This window comes from Arthrobacter sp. D3-16 (assembly GCF_054408515.1).
This window is the reverse complement of sequence record NZ_CP096437.1, coordinates 2262101-2277999: the sequence shown is the minus strand read 5'-3', so window position 1 is coordinate 2277999 and position 15899 is coordinate 2262101. Positions and strand designations below refer to the sequence as shown.

The 15899-nt window shown below is 64.6% G+C and carries 15 protein-coding genes; 9 read left to right on the top strand and 6 right to left on the bottom strand.

The window, feature by feature from the left end; all coding sequences use genetic code 11:
- Positions 1–3: 3 nt before the first annotated feature.
- Complete coding sequence (locus M1D32_RS10945; RefSeq protein WP_458778712.1) at positions 4–489, top strand: acyl-CoA thioesterase; 486 nt, start codon at positions 4–6, stop codon at positions 487–489.
- A gap of 59 nt (positions 490–548) precedes the next feature.
- Positions 549–1139, top strand: coding sequence for an adenylate kinase (locus M1D32_RS10940; RefSeq protein ID WP_458782168.1), 591 nt, complete (start codon positions 549–551; stop codon positions 1137–1139).
- A gap of 68 nt (positions 1140–1207) precedes the next feature.
- Here M1D32_RS10940 and M1D32_RS10935 read toward each other — a convergent pair whose 3' ends face one another.
- Positions 1208–2482, bottom strand: coding sequence for a cation:proton antiporter (locus M1D32_RS10935; RefSeq protein WP_458778711.1), 1275 nt, complete (start codon positions 2480–2482; stop codon positions 1208–1210).
- A gap of 99 nt (positions 2483–2581) precedes the next feature.
- Here M1D32_RS10935 and M1D32_RS10930 point away from each other — a divergent pair, with 99 nt between their 5' ends.
- From M1D32_RS10930 to M1D32_RS10920, 3 genes are all read left to right on the top strand, one after another.
- Positions 2582–3439 (top strand): CAP domain-containing protein, encoded by an 858-nt coding sequence (locus M1D32_RS10930; RefSeq protein WP_458778710.1) that lies wholly within the window; start codon positions 2582–2584, stop codon positions 3437–3439.
- A gap of 191 nt (positions 3440–3630) precedes the next feature.
- Positions 3631–4341 (top strand): DUF4397 domain-containing protein, encoded by a 711-nt coding sequence (locus M1D32_RS10925; RefSeq protein ID WP_458778709.1) that lies wholly within the window; start codon positions 3631–3633, stop codon positions 4339–4341.
- Positions 4342–4497: 156 nt separating this feature from the next.
- Positions 4498–5373: an SMP-30/gluconolactonase/LRE family protein gene (locus tag M1D32_RS10920; RefSeq protein WP_458778708.1), complete on the top strand. Its 876-nt coding sequence runs from the start codon at positions 4498–4500 to the stop codon at positions 5371–5373.
- Positions 5374–5423: 50 nt separating this feature from the next.
- On the opposite strand, the gene M1D32_RS10915 is transcribed toward M1D32_RS10920, so the two are convergent.
- Complete coding sequence (locus tag M1D32_RS10915) at positions 5424–6026, bottom strand: dihydrofolate reductase family protein (RefSeq protein ID WP_458778707.1); 603 nt, start codon at positions 6024–6026, stop codon at positions 5424–5426.
- 128 nt (positions 6027–6154) lie between these two features.
- On the opposite strand from M1D32_RS10915, the gene M1D32_RS10910 reads away from it, so the two are divergent.
- From M1D32_RS10910 to M1D32_RS10900, 3 genes are all read left to right on the top strand, one after another.
- A complete protein-coding gene (locus M1D32_RS10910) occupies positions 6155–6433 on the top strand; it encodes a YciI family protein (protein WP_458778706.1) in 279 nt (92 codons plus the stop codon).
- A gap of 132 nt (positions 6434–6565) precedes the next feature.
- The gene (locus M1D32_RS10905) at positions 6566–7198 is read left to right on the top strand and encodes a dihydrofolate reductase family protein (RefSeq protein WP_458778705.1); all 633 of its coding nucleotides are present in this window, start codon (positions 6566–6568) and stop codon (positions 7196–7198) included.
- 165 nt (positions 7199–7363) lie between these two features.
- Complete coding sequence (locus M1D32_RS10900) at positions 7364–9724, top strand: beta-galactosidase (RefSeq protein WP_458778704.1); 2361 nt, start codon at positions 7364–7366, stop codon at positions 9722–9724.
- Positions 9725–9728: 4 nt separating this feature from the next.
- Here the strand turns inward: M1D32_RS10900 and M1D32_RS10895 are convergent, their stop codons facing one another.
- From M1D32_RS10895 to M1D32_RS10885, 3 genes are read right to left on the bottom strand one after another with little or no spacing between them, the layout of a single operon-like run.
- On the bottom strand, positions 9729–10043 hold the full coding sequence (locus tag M1D32_RS10895) for a hypothetical protein (RefSeq protein WP_458778703.1): 315 nt from the start codon (positions 10041–10043) through the stop codon (positions 9729–9731).
- 35 nt (positions 10044–10078) lie between these two features.
- The gene (locus M1D32_RS10890; RefSeq protein ID WP_458778702.1) at positions 10079–11281 is read right to left on the bottom strand and encodes a zinc metalloprotease; all 1203 of its coding nucleotides are present in this window, start codon (positions 11279–11281) and stop codon (positions 10079–10081) included.
- A gap of 15 nt (positions 11282–11296) precedes the next feature.
- Positions 11297–13060: a M20/M25/M40 family metallo-hydrolase gene (locus M1D32_RS10885; RefSeq protein WP_458778701.1), complete on the bottom strand. Its 1764-nt coding sequence runs from the start codon at positions 13058–13060 to the stop codon at positions 11297–11299.
- Between the two features lie 206 nt (positions 13061–13266).
- Here M1D32_RS10885 and M1D32_RS10880 point away from each other — a divergent pair, with 206 nt between their 5' ends.
- The gene (locus M1D32_RS10880; protein ID WP_458778700.1) at positions 13267–15000 is read left to right on the top strand and encodes a M4 family metallopeptidase; all 1734 of its coding nucleotides are present in this window, start codon (positions 13267–13269) and stop codon (positions 14998–15000) included.
- 34 nt (positions 15001–15034) lie between these two features.
- Here M1D32_RS10880 and M1D32_RS10875 read toward each other — a convergent pair whose 3' ends face one another.
- Positions 15035–15877, bottom strand: coding sequence for a DNA/RNA non-specific endonuclease (locus tag M1D32_RS10875; RefSeq protein ID WP_458778699.1), 843 nt, complete (start codon positions 15875–15877; stop codon positions 15035–15037).
- Positions 15878–15899 lie beyond the last annotated feature (22 nt).

The window sequence follows — 15899 nt, the reverse complement described above, 5'->3', positions numbered from 1 at the left end:
TTTATGGATCACGCTGGAATGCGGGGGAGTGCTCCTTCGAAAAGTATCGGAACCACGGAAGCGCAGTTTCCGGAGGCAAGCGTTGAACGGACCGTGGAGTGGGTGGATACCGACGCGTCGGGCCACCAGCACAATTCAGCCGTTCTGCGGTGGGTGGAGGCGGCAGAGGCGGAACTATTCCGCAAGCTCCAATTGCCGCAGTACTTTCCCAGCGCCCCCCGCGTCCAGCAGGTAGTCAACTACACGGCCAAGCTATGGTTCGGCCAGCGCGTGAGGGCAACCGTAAAAATCACCGCGCTTGGCCGGACCTCGCTGACCCTGGGCTTCGAGGTCCGGGGCGAATCTCTTGGTGCTCCTGACGACGCAATTCCAAACGCCGGCACGGTGGCCGCGTTCGGCACAGTCACCACGGCGCACGTCCCGCCGGGAGCATCTGCTGCACAGCCCTGGCCTGAGCACTTCGTCAGGGCTGTGCAGGAAACTGCCTAGCGGACCCATGTTCCGGACTCCTGCCAACAATGTGGAAAAGGAATTCTGTTATGACAAGAATGTTGATCATTGGACCTCCCGGTTCCGGCAAGGGAACCCAGGCTGAGCGGATTTCCGGGCGCCTTGGCGTCGTTGCCATCTCCACCGGTGACATCTTTCGAGCCAACGTGAAGGGCCGGACCCCTCTTGGCCTGGAAGCCAGGAAGTATTTGGACGCCGGCGACTTCGTACCGGACGACGTCACCAACAATATGGTTCGTGAACGCCTCGGTGAGTCCGACGTCGACAACGGTTTCATGCTGGACGGATACCCCCGGACAGTGGCCCAGGTGGACCATCTGGACCTGCTGCTGGCAGCCTCCGGCCAGCAGCTTGACGTCGTCCTGCAGTTGACGGCGGGCAACGGAGAGCTGGTTGCCCGCCTGCTTGGCCGGGCGAGGGCAACGGGACGTTCTGACGACAACGAAGCCGTTATCCGCCACCGCCTGGGCCTCTACCACGAGCAAACTGAAGCCGTGGTGGATCAATACGCACGGCGCGGCATCCTGACGAAGGTGCGTGGCACCGGCAGCGTCAACGAGGTCACGGAGCGGGTACTCGACTGCTTAGGCAGTGTGGTGGCAGCCACGTGCCATGAACCCATACGGTGACCACTTCGACACTGCGACCGGCAGCGGCGTCGGCACCGGCTCCTTCCATCTTGGTGCTGTCGGTGCTCCTACGGAATGTCCTGGTGCCGTGCGGCGGTTCCTGACGGTTCGGGTTGAAGCTGCCGGAGTGCGAGCAGCGGAAACAGGAGTACCGAGAGCATTCCTGCTCCAACAAGTGCGGACGAGATGGCGCTGGAGATGAGTCCTTCGTTCCGGCCAATGGCTGTCACCGCCACAATGATGGGCAAGCCCGTGGCCCCAAACAGAACGATGGCCCGTTTCTCGGCCCAGCTGGACTTGGACGGCGCGGCGAGGAGCGATGGCAGCCCGCGGATGACGAGCAGGAGGAGCAGGAACAGGGGGACCAGGGCCAGGGCGGCCGGGCTCGCGGTGAGCGCGCGCAGGTCAAAGTCGATGCCGGTGTCGATAAAGAAGACCGGCACCAGGAATCCGAACGCGATGGCGTCGACTTTCGTCTCGATGATGTGCCGGTCCTGCTCGGGAGCACGCGCGATGGCGACCTTCCAGAGGACACCGGCGGCGAAGGCACCCAGCAGCATATCGAGGCCCAGAACCATGCTGAGCACAACGAGCACGGTGAGGATGAACATGATGGACCGGACGGCGAACTGCCCGCTGGTGTGAAGGGTCCTGGTGACCTGGGAATGCAGAAGGGAGTGGCGTGCCCGTGAAGCGAGGTGAATCGCCAGCCCGGTCAGGAGAATAAACCCAAGGAGTACTGCTGTCGCAGGTCCCAATTCCCTGCCGCTAAAGAACAGTGAGATCGCCACCAGCGGCCCGAACTCCCCGGCGGCACCAAGTGCGGTAACCGCGATACCCATGGGGGACTTCGATTTGCCGGCGTCGCGAAGGATGGGCAACAACGCGCCCAGGGCTGTGGAGCACAAGGCGACGCCCATGATCACTGCGGCAGCCGGCGTCGGGCCCAGCACAAAACCAGCTCCGATGCCTGCCGCCAGGGAGAGGACCCACCCAGTGGATGCGCGGGTGATGGGCCGGCCGCGGATGGCGGCAAAATCGACTTCATTGCCGGCAACGAAGAAAAGCATGGCGAGCCCGAACTGGGCCAAGGTGTCGATGAATTCGGTGGGTTGGATCCAACCCAACAGGCTGGGGCCGAGGACGATCCCCAGGACTATCTCGAACACCACGATCGGAACCTTGACCGCCCGGTCGAGGAAACGGGCTGCGAGTGGCGCTACAACAGCCAGCAGGGCGATCAGAACCAATGACGTGGACAAGCCCTGCATCAGCGGTACCTCCGGTACCTCGGCTGCTTCGCGAAGGAAAATTAATCCAAAGCTACCGCCACGGTCAGTCATGGCGCCACAGCACGGCGCCCCATCTGCCTTCTTCTGCGGCGTTGTGAGCAGGATCACTCAATGTGTAGTGCGCGTTGGGCAGTAGGTAATGTTCTTCCGATGCGAAAAGACAAGAAATATATCGCTGCCCCCCTGATCACCCTCGTTATGGCCGGCGGACTGCTGATTGGTGCTTCCGCTCCCGCCGGCGCCACATCCTGGCCCTTCGGCTGGTGGAACTGGATCACCGCCAACGCCCAGTCCACCGCCCCCGCAGAGCCGTCCGCGGCTCCCACCACCCGGACGCCGGCACCCGCTCCGTCTACGTCCGCCCCTGTTGCCGCTCCGACGACGACGTCTCCCGCCGCGGTTCCCGCACCGCCGGCTCCGGCTGAGGTTCCGGTTCCCGCAGCACCTGCTCCCGATCCCGCTCCTGCGGCGCCCGCTCCCAATCCCGATCCCGCTCCCGTGGCAGTGGCTCCCGCCCCGGCTCCAGCACCGGCAACCCCGGTTGCTGCTCCGGTCCCCGTTCCCGCTGCGCCGGCCCCCGCGGCTCCGGCTGGAGGCGGCACGCCCTCCAATGCGGTGGCCCTGCGATCCTTCGAGCTCATCAACCAGTACCGGTTGGTCAACGGCCTCGCCGCGCTGCGCTACAACACGGGGCTGGAATCCGTTGCGCAGTCGTGGTCAAACACCATGATGAGGGACATCAACGCCCAAGGCCGTGCGGGCTTCCGGCACAACCCGGATGCGTCCGACCAAATCCCGTCCGGCTGGACCCGTTCCGCGGAGAACATAGCAGTAAACGCCGACGCCGATGCGCTCTTCGCTGCCTGGAAGGCCTCTCCGGGCCACAACGCCAACATGCTCAACGCCGGCTTGACCGACTTTGGCTTCGGGTCGGCCCGGCTCTCCGCCGGCTCCCCGTACGGGGCGCAGTTGGTTGGCACTCAAAACTTCGCCACCTACGGGAAGTAACCAGAGGAACGACGGCGGATATCCGCCGTCGTTCCTTTGTTTACGGCCGCGCCGCCCCGCGCTTGGGTGACGCAACCAGCCCCGCGTTTAAAAAGATCCATGAATATGCATCCACAGGGGACTGTCCGCCGGTAGTAGAGGTGTCAGCACAAACACAGCCCGTCGCCGGGCGTCCCTCTGAGGAGTTTGAAATGCGCAAAACACCCATCGCCGCCGGAGCACTGTCGCTCGCAGCCGCACTGACCTTCGCGGCTCCAGCCCAGGCCGGAGGCTGGCACCACCACGGTGAGGACCCCGCCAAACTTTCGGTCCTGCACGGTGTACCCGGCCTGACCGTGGACGTATGGGTCAACGGCAACCTCACCCTGGACGACTTCAAACCCGGAACCCTGGCCGGTCCCCTGGAACTTGCAGCCGGCGACTACAAGATCGCCATCACCGGCTCCGACGCCCCCAACGCGGACAATCCGGTGATCGGACCCGTCACCGTTGAACTCGACGACGGCGGAAATTACACTGCGGTGGCCCACCTCGACGCCGGTGGTGCCCCCACAGCCACACTCTTCACCAACGACACCAAGGCTCCCCGCAACGACAATAAAGGCAAGCTAACGGTTAGGCACGTAGCCGCAGCCCCCGCCGTCGACGTCCTGGCCGGTGGAACCGCAGTGATCGAAGGGCTCAGCAATCCTGACGAGGCGACCCTGAAGCTGAAGGCCGGCACCATCTCAGCCTCCGTTGCCGCCGCCGGGACAACCGCCCCCGTGATCGGGCCGGCCGACATCACCGTCGAGGGCGGCAAAAACACGATCGTTTATGCCTGGGGCAGCCTGGCTGACGGTACCTTGGCCGCCGCAGTACAGGTTGTTGTCTCCGAGAAGAAGTGGCGCGGTGGCCACTGACATCCACTTATAACGGCGTGCAGCAACGACGACGCCACCACATCGCATGTGCAGCGGGGCCACCTCACGGGTGGCCCCGCTGTCTTGTCTTGGCCAAACCAGATAGGCAGGATAAGGGCTGTGAAGGGTGCGCGCACTGGATGCGAAAGGGCAAGGATGGGTACTGAGCTGACCGTTGGCAGGTTGGAGTGCGTATTCACGGGCTCGGTATGGGCTGAGGGTCCCTTATGGGTGCCGTCGTCGCAGACGCTCCGCTGGAGCGATATTCCGAACGACCGCATCCTTGAGTTCAGCCCCGCCACAGGCATGACCCGTGAATACGGCCAGGGGGTGGAATTCACCAATGGCCGGACCCTCGACGCCGACGGAACTGTTGTTCAGTGCAGCCACGGGCGCCGCCGGGTTGAGCGTGACCGCGGGGGAGCTGTGACAGGGGTGGTTGATTCCTTCCAGGGGTGCCGGCTGAACTCGCCCAACGACGTCGTGATTGGCCGCGACTCCAGTATCTGGTTCACGGACCCGCCATACGGGATCCTGCCGGGCACCAAGGAAGGGCACGAGGGAGAGCAGGAGTACGGCGGCTGCTACGTTTTCCGGTTCGAGCCCATTTCGGGGACCCTCACTGCTGTGATCACGGACCTTGTGTATCCGAACGGGCTGGCCTTTTCACCGGACGAGTCGGTCCTTTACGTTACGGACACCGCCGGGCCGGCTCATGGTGTGCCGTTGCGAATCGTCGCCTACGATGTGCTCGGTGGCTTCTGCCACCGCAACGGAGCCTTCCTCGAGCTTGAAGAAGGCCGCGCTGCCGACGGGCTGAGGGTGGACGTCCAAGGCAGGATCTGGACTTCTGCCGGGGAGGCAGTGCGCGTTTACTCCCCGTCCTTCGATCTCCTGGAAACCTTCCCAATACCCGAAAGAGTATCGAACGTGTGCTTCGGGGGACCGGACGGCCAGGACCTCTACATCACCGCGACCACCAGCCTGTATCGGATCCGCACCACCACCCGGGATGCTGCCGCCCACTCCTGAGTCGGCGCGGGCCAGAGTCAAGGATGCCAGAGGCGGCGCCTTGTTTCCGCCTAGGCGCTCGGAACCACCCGGTAGCGCACGTGCGTCACCAGGCGGGTGCCGCTTACTTCCGTCGGTTCAAGCGTGAGGTTTCCGACGCCGTCCAGCAGCCTTTCGCCGGCCCCCAGGATAAGGGGCGCGATGTGGAGCCGCAGCTCGTCGATCAGGCCGGCCGAGAGGAATTGACGGGCAGTTTCTGCCCCGCCGGCGATGGCGACATCGTTGCCACCGGCAGCCTCCCGCGCCTGGGCCAGTGCGGACTCGATCCCGTCGTTCACGAAATGGAATGTTGTGCCGCCCTGCATTTGAAGGGGAGGGCGTGGATGATGCGTGAGCACAAAAACGGGGGCGTGATACGGCGGATCTTCACCCCACCAGCCGCGCCAGTCCTCATCCCATGGCCCGGCCCCGGGGCCGGCAAACATGTTTCTGCCCATGATGTAGGCGCCCGCGGCGAGAATTCCCTTAAGCGCTTCGGAGTTACCCTCGGGTTCTTCGAACTGCCACCGGTGCAGGTCCTCGCCACCCTCGCCCAGCGGGTTGGTCTGGCTTTGACGGGGGCCGGCGAGGAAGCCGTCAAGGGATACGGTGAGATCGCAGGTGACGCTGTTCATGGCTTCCTTCTGCGTGGCCGGGTGTCCAGAGAGCGGATCGATGACGGCCATGCTATTGGCGTTCGACGGGGACCGGAAGGGGTTGCCTTCACGGTGCCCTAAGTTGGCAGGCGGGTAGGATCTCCCGCATGGAATCCGTCGTTATGTACAGCATCGCTGAGGGCGTCGACCGGTCACGGGTCATGGAAACGTATCCCCGCCACCAGGCCTACTTCGAAGCGTTCCGCGCCGACGGCGGCGGTCTCCTGGCACTGGGTCCGTTCCTGACCCCTGATCCGGCCGGCTCGTCCATGGGGCTTTTTACCACGCGGGAGGAGGCCGCACGGTTTGTTGCCCGGGATCCCTTCGTGGTGGAAGGACTGGCCGTGCCACGAATTTTGGAGTGGGACGCAGTGCGGTTCGATTAAGCGCTTCCATTGACCACCTGCGCTCCGTTCAAGCGGGAACGGCCGCCCCTTGCCATGCATCACGGCTGGCCCTTGAATGCCCGATCGCTCCGGGGTTAGCATTGCCGGCACCTGCCATCAAAGGAGACGGTCATGGGCGAGGCAGCTTCCGGGGCGCCATCAGAACTGATGGTTGATTTCATCATTTCCCTGGACGGGTACGCCTCGGCCGAGGGATGGCCGGGCTGGTGGGGGCTGGAAGGACCGGAGTACCTGGCCTGGCTCGAGCAGGAAGGGAAGAAGGACTATACCTTCCTCACGGGGGCGAACACCTACCGGCTGATGTCCGGCATGTCTGAGGAGGCCGCCGCCGAAGGCTCGGGGTTTTCCAAGGAGGAGGGCGCCAGCCTCACCGGTCTTGCCGCTGTGCCGAAGGTGGTTTTCTCGTCCACCCTGCAGGCGCCCTTGACGTGGCCGAATTCGGAGCTGGTGACCGGGAACGCGGTGGAGGCCGTGAAGGAGATGAAGCGGACCGGGACCAGGTCCTTAAGCACTCTCGGCAGTGTCAGCCTGTGCCGGTCGCTGCTGTCAGCAGGTCTCGTGGACAGGTTCCGGCTGGTCGTGTTCCCGGTGATCACGGGCCGCACCGGGCAGGAACGGATCTACGACGGCTATCCGGACGTTGCGCTGGAGATGGTGGAGAGCAGGACGTTCGACGGAAGGCTCCAGTTGCTCGAGTACGTCCCCACGCTCCTGGACCGCCCGCTTGGCAGAGGTCCGGCCTGAGGCAAGGCGGAACAGGGAGCACTGCATCAAGCTCGGCTCTGAGCCCGGAATCTTCTGGTGAGCGCGCCGGACGTTCTCCGGCTGCACACTCTGGTCAGTGAGGATTGGCAACGCCGCATCAACAGCCTCCACCCCACCGCTGCCGGGAGCTGAAAGAATCCAGACATGCGCTTAGACCAGAGCACCCTGGGACCGCAGGGCACCCGTGAACTCTTGACGGTTACCCACCGGCCCCACGAACTGCCCCTGCAGCTCCCGCCCATGAGCAACGCCGAAGATCCCCACAGCAGGTGGCGGCTCACCAGCCGCTACATCGAGTGCGCAGGCCGGCCAGCGGTCCCGGTATCAGGAGAAATCCACTTCAGCCGGCTTTCCCGCGCCCGCTGGGAGGAGCGGCTGCGGCTGATGAAGTCAGGCGGCATCACAGTGGTGGCCTGCTACGTCTTCTGGATCCACCACGAACAGACCGAGGGCGAGGTGCGCTTCGATGGCAACCTGGACGTTGCCGCCTTTGTCAGGCTGTGCGCCTCTGTCGGCTTGGATGTGGTCCTGCGCCTGGGACCCTGGTGCCATGGCGAGGTGCGCAATGGCGGCTTTCCGGACTGGGTGCAGGCGGCCGCGGTCGAACACCGCACCAACGATCCCGCCTACCTGGCGATGGTGGAACGCTGGTTCAACCGCCTCGGGGCGGAACTGCGGGGGCTGACCGGGCCGGACAGCAACGTCGTCGGCATTCAGCTGGAAAACGAACTCTACGACCAGCCTGGACACCTCGCGGAGCTCAAGAAGCTCGCCCGGGCAGCAGGACTCATCGCCCCGATCTGGACGGCCACTGCCTGGGGCGGGGCCGACATCCCCGAAGACCAAGTCCTGCCGGTCTTCGGCGGCTACGGTGACGGCTTCTGGGTGGACGCCGACGCCCCGTGGGACCCGACGTTCCGGCAGCACTACTTCTTCAGTCATCAGTGGGATGATCCCGGCATCGGCGCGGATCTTCGTCAACACTTTTCCGGGAGCGACGCAGCGCCCCCTCGGTCTCCGTCCGCCCTCTACCCGCCGGCCACCTGTGAGCTGACCGGCGGGATGGCCACGGCTTACCAGCGCCGGCCGTGGCCCAGGGGCAAGGACGTGGCCGCCGTGGCGAACAACAAGATCGGCAGTGGCTCCGGCTGGCAGGGCTACTACATGTTCACGGGCGGAACGAATCCACCCGGCGGCCTGCAGGAGTCCCAGGCAACGGGTTACCCTAATGATCTTCCGGTGTTCGACTACGACTTCCACGCGCCCATCGGCGCCTCGGGCAGGCTGGCACCCAGCTTCGGCCTCCTGCGCAGGCAGCACGCCTTCCTTGCCGCGTTCGGGGACCGCCTCGCCCCTATGCCGTCGACGCTCCCTGATCAGGTACCCGCCGGCGTCGAAGACTCCGGGACGCTCCGCTGGGCCCTGCGCAGCGACGGCGACTCCGGGTTCGTGTTCATCACCTGGCACCAGCCCCACATCCCACTGCCCGACTACGCCCGAGCCCAGTTCAGCCTGTCGCTGGGGGAGGACACGGTGACCTTTCCCGGCACGCCGCTGGCCATCCCCGCCGGAACGGTCACCGCCTGGCCCGTGAACCTCGAGATCGCGGGCGTCCGGCTGCGCTGGGCGACAGCATCGCCGCTGACCCTGCTGGGGCCGGAATCTTCACCAACCCTGGTCCTCGCCGCCGAAGCCGGCATAGCGGCCCACGTTTGCCTGGCCGAGGGAACGATGCTCGAGGGGCCCGTTTCCGCCATGGGTGATAACTCCTACGCCGTTGACTCCGAAGAGGCCGCGACCCTGACGGTGACGTCCCGCCAAGGCTCCCTGAATATCCTGGTCCTGCCGTCGCAACTCGCTGACCAAGCGTGGGTTCTGGACACGCCGCGGGGACGCGACCTGGTTCTGTCAGCTGACCCGCTGTGGATCGGTGCAGACGGCTTACTGGCCGGCAGGTCGGTCGGGCCGGCTTCCATTCGGCGATACTCCACCGGGAGCAGGCAGTTCGAAGACGTTAAGAACTCAGCGACGGAACCTTCACGGACACGCTTGACCCTCCCTGCCGAGCCCCGCCGTCCGGCACAGCCTGTTCCTGCTTCATTCGGCTCCCTGGCCGGCCGGGCGGCCGCCCCCAGCGAGGGAGCCATTGAGGAAATGGCAGCGGTTTACCGGGTGGACATGACGACGGCCGCAGGTCTCCTGGCTCAGGGCGGGCACGTCGAGCTGGAGGTCGTGTGGGCCGGGGACGTTGCCCGGCTCCTCGTTGACGGCAGTGTAGTTGCTGACCGCTTCTGGGACGGTTCCTCCTGGGTTGTCGAGGCGCTTGACGCCGGCATCCGCCCCGGCTCCGAAGTCCTGCTCCAGATCCTTCCCCTTCCGAAGGACGCGAAGGTGGGGGTGCCGTTGGAGGCCCAGCACAGGCATGACACGGTCGACGGCGACCTGGCCGCATTGGACCAGGTGGAGCTGCTCTGCTGGACCACCTGGCAGGAGGAGCCCGCCTGACTGGCTACTTCTCCACAATGAGCTTGTCAGGAGCCCACGACTGGACCCGGCGGGGGAGCGCAGCGCCTGCGGCCGTGGCAGCAGTGATTTCTGCTTGTCCGCCTCCCAGATCCTCCCAGCGCCCAGGAACCGACTCCCCGCGGTCGTCGGCGCTGCTGCCGTGCCAGATACAGGTTCCGTCCGCCTGCACCTCGATGGCGTCCCGCCACCGCGCCGGCCGGAAGGCGTAGCCGCGGGGGCGGAATATCATCGTGGAGGCGGTGTCTTCCTCGTGCGAGTGCAGCCAAATGCCAGTAATTTCCTGCGGGGGTCCAGTCACGGCATTACCTTCCAGCCGGCGTCGTCGTCTTTCCATCATCCTCCAGCAGGTGCGGCGGTGACACCGTTGAGCGCCGAGCGGATGCCCTCCAGGATGAGCATGGTCCGTTGGTTTTCCTGGCGGAGCCGCTCGAGTTCCTGCCGCAGCTGGAACACCTCGCTGTCGTCCTGTTCCTGGGCCTGAGCAGGGGCAGCCGCTGTGGCGGTCGCGTTCCCGGCGGCTGCCGGCGTGGTTAGCGGGGCAGACGGCACCGACGCGTCAGGCAGGGCGAAAGCGGGTGCGGTCAGGAAGGATGCGCGGGCACCGTCAAGGCAAGCGTCCATCCTGCGTGACTGGCCGCTGGTGAACATATACATGGCGGCATCGTCGGTGTAGTCCATGTAGTTCATGAACATGTTGCCGTCGGGTCCGTTGTTGCAGCTGATCTGCGGGAACGTCGGGCTGTTGAAGGTGGCGTCGGCCTGGTTGGGGGTGTCGTCAACCAGATCGCTTCCGCTGCAGGAGCCGCGGTCATCGCCCCAGATGTGCCGCAGATCCAGCCAGTGGCCGATCTCGTGCGTAGCGGTTCGGCCAAGATCAAACGGAGGCTGTGCGGTTCCGCCCCTACCGAAGCAAAAGCTTGCGATGACGACGCCGTCGGTGGTGGGTGGTCCGCCAGGGAACTGCGCGTACCCGAGGATAACGCGGCCGATCCCGTCCCGGAGCTCGTTGCACACCCACATGTTGAGGTAGTCGTCGCTGGGCCAGGGGTCCGCACCGCCGGTTGCACTCGACTTGACGTCGTCCACGTCGGTGGTGAAGAACGGCACGGACGACGGCGTCCGCGTGATGCCGTCGGTGGGATTGCCGTTGGGATCCTGGGACGCGAGCCGGAACTCTATCTTGCAGTCGGCCACCCGGTCCCTCCAGACGGCCGGCACCTTCGACACATCCGGGTTGCCGGCCCGAAAATCTTCGTTGAGGACGTCGATCTGGCCCTGGATCTGCGCCGCACTGATGTCCTGGACCGGGTCATCAGGATTGTGCACCACGTGGACCACCACCGGGATGGTGAGTACTCCCCTTCGGGCGATACTGCGCGTCTGGTCCTCGTAGGCAAGAGCCCGGTTGTCGATCAGGGCGCGGCGTTCCTGGTAGGTGACGCTCTGGTTCAGGAGGCGGCGGTGTACTTCCATGGTCCCGCACAGTTCACGGCTTCGTTGCTGCTCAGGAAACAGCGGCTGGTTTGTTTCGTGCATCGTAGGGTCTCTCCTTCACGTGATGGGTCCGGCAATTCTGGTGTCTCTGCCCAGCGACTGGGCCACGAACACCACGTTCATCCGCAGAATCTCCATGGCGAGGTCCAGGTCCAGTGTGTCCAGGGTGTCCCGGTCAGTGTGCACCCGGTCATTCGCCGAGTCGGTTCCCTCTATCGTGAGAACGGCGGGAATGCCCAGGTCGATGAATGGCACATGGTCACTGTTGAACGGGGTGAGGCTTGTCTGGACTGCCAGCGAAGTATGCGCCCGGGCCACCTCGGCCAACGCCTCGATGACGGTATGGGACACCGGTCCTCCCTCCAGCAGCACGGTCGCCTGGCTGGTGTTTTGACAGGCGATCATGTCCATGTTGACCACGGCGCTTATCCGCGAGCGCTCGTCCACGTCCAGTGTGTTCACGTACTGGCGGCTGCCGAAGAGGCCCTGCTCCTCGCCCCCGAACAGGATGAGGCGGAGGTCGTGCCTGGCGGGTTGACCGGCCAGCGCCCGGCCGATAGCGAGCACCCCCGCACTGCCGGACGCATTGTCGTCAGCCCCGGGGGCGGCCGCCGCGGCACCCTGGATATTGACGGAATCCAAGTGCGCGGTGACCAGCACCAGATCCCGGTCCTCGCCGTTCCCCGGGCTGTCCGCTATCAGGTTGCGCGTCGTTCCGCCACGTACCGGGACGGTTTGAAGGTGCGTGGCATAGCCCAGATCCGCCAGCCGGACTTCCGCCCACTGAAGCGCGGCCAGGAATTCGGCGCTTCCGGAGTGCCGCGTCCGCAGGCGGGCCAGCCGGCCGACGTCGTCCTCAAACTCAACGCGGGACACCCTGCGAGCCGGTCCGGCAGCCGCCTCAACCGGCGTCGTTCGCTTCGCTCGGGGACCCCGCTGGTCGAATACCACTGTGTCGGGTGGGAGGGCGCGGACCATGTAAGAGGATGCGTGTGGCCCTGCGACGGCTGAGCGGTCATCGGGACCAAGCTCAACCACCAGATACCGGCCCTTGTCCACCACGACGCGCACGGACGGGTGGTCCTCCTGGAAAAGGCGGGCGGTCTGGATGACCAGGCTAAGCGGACGTTCCGGAACGTACAGGCGATGGGCAGTATCAGCCAGGCCACCCCTCGCAAGAAGATGGCTTGCCTGGGAGACGGGGGAGCGCACCACCAGGACGTCACCGAGCCTCGTCCACCTCGCAGCCCCGGCAGCGATCCGGCTGATGACCGCGTCCTGCGAATCCGATGGAAGCTCCAGGACAACGGTCTCGACGGCGTCACCGCTTTCGATGAAGGCCTGCACCAGCGGAACCAGCCCGGCCAGCGTTTCCACCTCGCCCTGCGCTTGCCCCGGCCCGCGTACATGGACAGCCATCAGGCCGAGCTGTCGCGCGGCGACCACGTGCCCGCGGTTTTCGGTGACGAAGAGGACCTGACCGAAATCCAGCGCGGGGTCCACCTTCGCCGCGGCGGCCCGGAAGACCGCTTCGTCCGGTTTGAAGACGCCCACTTCCGTGGACAGCGTGACGCGCTCCGCCACGGGCTCGAAGAACTGCCGAATGCCAAGGCCTTCCAGCAACGCGTAGTACTGCTGCTGGATGATGGCCACGTCCGAGGGCCGGGCCGGCATGTGAAAGTCCGACAAGAGACCCAGGACAACTGCCGGTTGTCCTTCAGTGCGGAGTGAGGCGATGGCGTCAAGGGTCTCCAGCGCCCCGGGCAGGAGGACACCGTCTCTTTCCAACGTGTCCCCGAGATCGAACAGGACGAGTTTCACAGCAGGCGCTCCACTTCCTGCCCACGCGGAAATCCTTGTGGGCCATCGTCCTGATTGTGATGAGGTGGCGTTACCAGCACGTTACTGCTGCCCCCGGTTCTGCGCAGTAACGATGCCGTAACGCGTCGCCCATAACGTCGACCATGAATGCTGCCGGCTGCTGCCGGCCAGGGAATTCCCGAAGGACCATTTGGAAGAAGCTTGAGATGGCTGATTTGCAGAGGCTTCATTATCACGCCGGGGACGAGAACACGACGGCGCGTTCCCCTGAATCCTTTGGCCGAACCCCGCCGGGCTTGGATGCGCCGAGGATGCCTTTTAGCAGCAATGAGAGTGCGGCGAGGTATTACCTGGACCAGCTCCTTCAGCAGGACGACCGTGCCGAAATGCGGTCCTTGACCGAACCAGAGCGGCCTGAGCGCGTGCCCAGCCTGGTGGTCGAGAGCGAACGGGATCTTGCTGCTCTGGGGACCCACACCCTTCGCTTTTCCCAGACATACAGCGATATCCCGATTTTCGGGGCCTTGGCCACGGTCGAGCTCACGGGCTCCAGGGACCTTGTCAGTGTGAACGGACAACTCGGTGAAGCACCGGACGCTGACCCGGTCGAGTCCCTCAGTCGTGTCGAAGCGCTGGAGAAGGTGGCCGAATTCACGGGCGTGGACCTTCCCGCTGAGTCCGGTATCGGAGCCCGGCTGAACTTTTACAAGGCGGACGACGACGGGCGGTGGCACTTGGCGTGGTTTTTCCGGCAGCTTCCTGCAGAGCCGCCCGTCACCGGCGGGGAACCAGATGCTGGCGACGCGGCGCTGCTGGGCCATGGCCTCGGACTGCGGCCCGTACCGCCCAGCTTCAACTATCTCGTGGACGCGCACGACGGCAGCATCCTCTTCTGCTACAGCGCGACGCCTACTGCGTTGGCCATCCCGGCACGGTGCAAGGGCATCGACGAGAACGATGAGGAGCAGGCCTTCTTTGGCGAATTGGTCGCACCCTCAACCACTGCCTGCCGGCTGAACGACCCACGACGCCTGGTCCGCACCTACGACCTGCAGTTTGCTGACATCAATGACAATCCTCCTGACCCCGCCGAACCGGTGAAGGCATCTGACAGCGACTACGGCACCACCAACCGCGCAGCCATCTCGGCCCATGCCAACGCCTCCCGGGTACTCGACTTCTACAATGTCGTCCTGCAACGCAACGGCATCGACGACAATGGCATGGACCTCATTTCCTTGGTCAACGTCACTGCAGCCAACATGCAGGCTCCGCCCACCCTGCTCAATGCGTTCTGGTTCCGGAACCGCATGTGGTACGGGCAAATCAGGCAGAACGACCGCCTCGTCAGCCTCTCGCGCTTTTTGGATGTCATCGGGCACGAGCTCACACACGGCGTGATCGAAACGACGTCGAACCTCGTCTATGCCACGCAGTCGGGTGCACTCAACGAGTCCTTCGCGGACGTCGCAGGCGTCATCATCAGGAACTGGTACGAAGCACCTGACCGTGCGGATGTAGCGACCTGGGACTGGGAAATCGGGCCCGGGCTAAGAGCTGATGGCCGCCCCCTCCGGGATTTCGCTGACCCTTCCCGCACAGGCCATCCCAAGCACATGAACGACTTCCGCCGTCTTAACCCCGGTGAACTGCCAAGCCGGGCCAACGACCAGGGCTGGGTCCACTTCAACAGCAACATCCACAACAAGGCAGTCCACAATCTGCTGACCATGACAGAGGACGGCACCCGGGTGTTCGGCGTCGAGGACGTGGCGGTGCTGACCTATCTCGGCATGGCCCGTCTGACTCCGCTTGCGACGTTTCGTGAGTCGCTTCAGTCAGTGGTCGACGTTGGGCAGACATACTTCGGCGGCGACGTCCGCAAGGCGGAAAAGATCGCCGCAATCCGCAAGGCCTACCAGTTGGTGGGCATCACCTGACGCGTTGGCACGTGACGCATGGCAGGCACCCAAGTCACCATTGGATGTCGCCCAGGCTATTGAGGGGTTCCCGGTCCGCTGCATCCGTCAGCGCGGTGAAGGCATTGGCCGAAGCCAGGTCCTCGTCGAACCGTAATCCAGTACGCAGTCCCAATTCGGCTGTGCTGATCTCAAAAACCCGGAACTCGTCGAAGTCGATCGCTTCGAACGGGTTTAGATTCTGGGTGAGCAGGAAGGCATGGCTTTTGAAGCGCCCCTGCTCCATGTATGCGATGACCTTCCAGTACTCCCGCGGAAGCCGCACATCCCGGTAAACGCGGTCGTCGTCCTGGAACACCGGTCCGCCAAGGGCACTGACCTTGAGATCCTGTACGTCCACGTCGGCAAAGACTGCGTCTTCCAGCCGCCCCCATAGGCCGTCCTTGCTGCTTTGGTTGAAGTCATCCATCTGCGGCGTGATGTTGGTGAAGAAGAACGAATCGGCGTTTGCGCTCTTCGCCTCCGGCAAAGGCCCCCACAGCAGATCTGCGCGCCGCGCCAGGTGTCCGCGGTCAAGCCGGTTGCCGCTGTAGAGTTCGTCACCGTTCTGGAACTCCGCAGGGATCCTTGGATCCTTCACGAAAGGGACGCCTTGACGGTTGACCTTCTTGAGCGTTCCGCCGTCGATGTTCCAAGCCACCCAGCGGGCGAAGCGCCTGGACTTGCTGAGCGCGAGCGAGAAATGCGTGTAGGGGATGATTTCTGAGCCATCAAGCATGACAGTGTCATCGCGCAAGGCCTCTGCGATTGCCGGCGGGTCCAGACGTTGGCTTAGGAAGACGGGCGAGTATCCGGTCCGCGCCGCCGTCGACTGCTCGAATTGCTGGCCGGTGGTCATTGAATGTCCTTGAGTTAGGTTC

What these genes read in the sequence shown, in the direction of transcription:
- M1D32_RS10945 (WP_458778712.1), top strand. Translation starts at nt 4, where the DNA reads ATGGATCACGCTGGAATGCGGGGGAGTGCTCCTTCGAAAAGTATCGGA.
- M1D32_RS10940 (WP_458782168.1), top strand. Translation starts at nt 549, where the DNA reads ATGTTGATCATTGGACCTCCCGGTTCCGGCAAGGGAACCCAGGCTGAG.
- M1D32_RS10935 (WP_458778711.1), bottom strand. Translation starts at nt 2,482, where the DNA reads ATGACTGACCGTGGCGGTAGCTTTGGATTAATTTTCCTTCGCGAAGCA.
- M1D32_RS10930 (WP_458778710.1), top strand. Translation starts at nt 2,582, where the DNA reads ATGCGAAAAGACAAGAAATATATCGCTGCCCCCCTGATCACCCTCGTT.
- M1D32_RS10925 (WP_458778709.1), top strand. Translation starts at nt 3,631, where the DNA reads ATGCGCAAAACACCCATCGCCGCCGGAGCACTGTCGCTCGCAGCCGCA.
- M1D32_RS10920 (WP_458778708.1), top strand. Translation starts at nt 4,498, where the DNA reads ATGGGTACTGAGCTGACCGTTGGCAGGTTGGAGTGCGTATTCACGGGC.
- M1D32_RS10915 (WP_458778707.1), bottom strand. Translation starts at nt 6,026, where the DNA reads ATGAACAGCGTCACCTGCGATCTCACCGTATCCCTTGACGGCTTCCTC.
- M1D32_RS10910 (WP_458778706.1), top strand. Translation starts at nt 6,155, where the DNA reads ATGGAATCCGTCGTTATGTACAGCATCGCTGAGGGCGTCGACCGGTCA.
- M1D32_RS10905 (WP_458778705.1), top strand. Translation starts at nt 6,566, where the DNA reads ATGGGCGAGGCAGCTTCCGGGGCGCCATCAGAACTGATGGTTGATTTC.
- M1D32_RS10900 (WP_458778704.1), top strand. Translation starts at nt 7,364, where the DNA reads ATGCGCTTAGACCAGAGCACCCTGGGACCGCAGGGCACCCGTGAACTC.
- M1D32_RS10890 (WP_458778702.1), bottom strand. Translation starts at nt 11,281, where the DNA reads ATGCACGAAACAAACCAGCCGCTGTTTCCTGAGCAGCAACGAAGCCGT.
- M1D32_RS10880 (WP_458778700.1), top strand. Translation starts at nt 13,267, where the DNA reads ATGGCTGATTTGCAGAGGCTTCATTATCACGCCGGGGACGAGAACACG.
- M1D32_RS10875 (WP_458778699.1), bottom strand. Translation starts at nt 15,877, where the DNA reads ATGACCACCGGCCAGCAATTCGAGCAGTCGACGGCGGCGCGGACCGGA.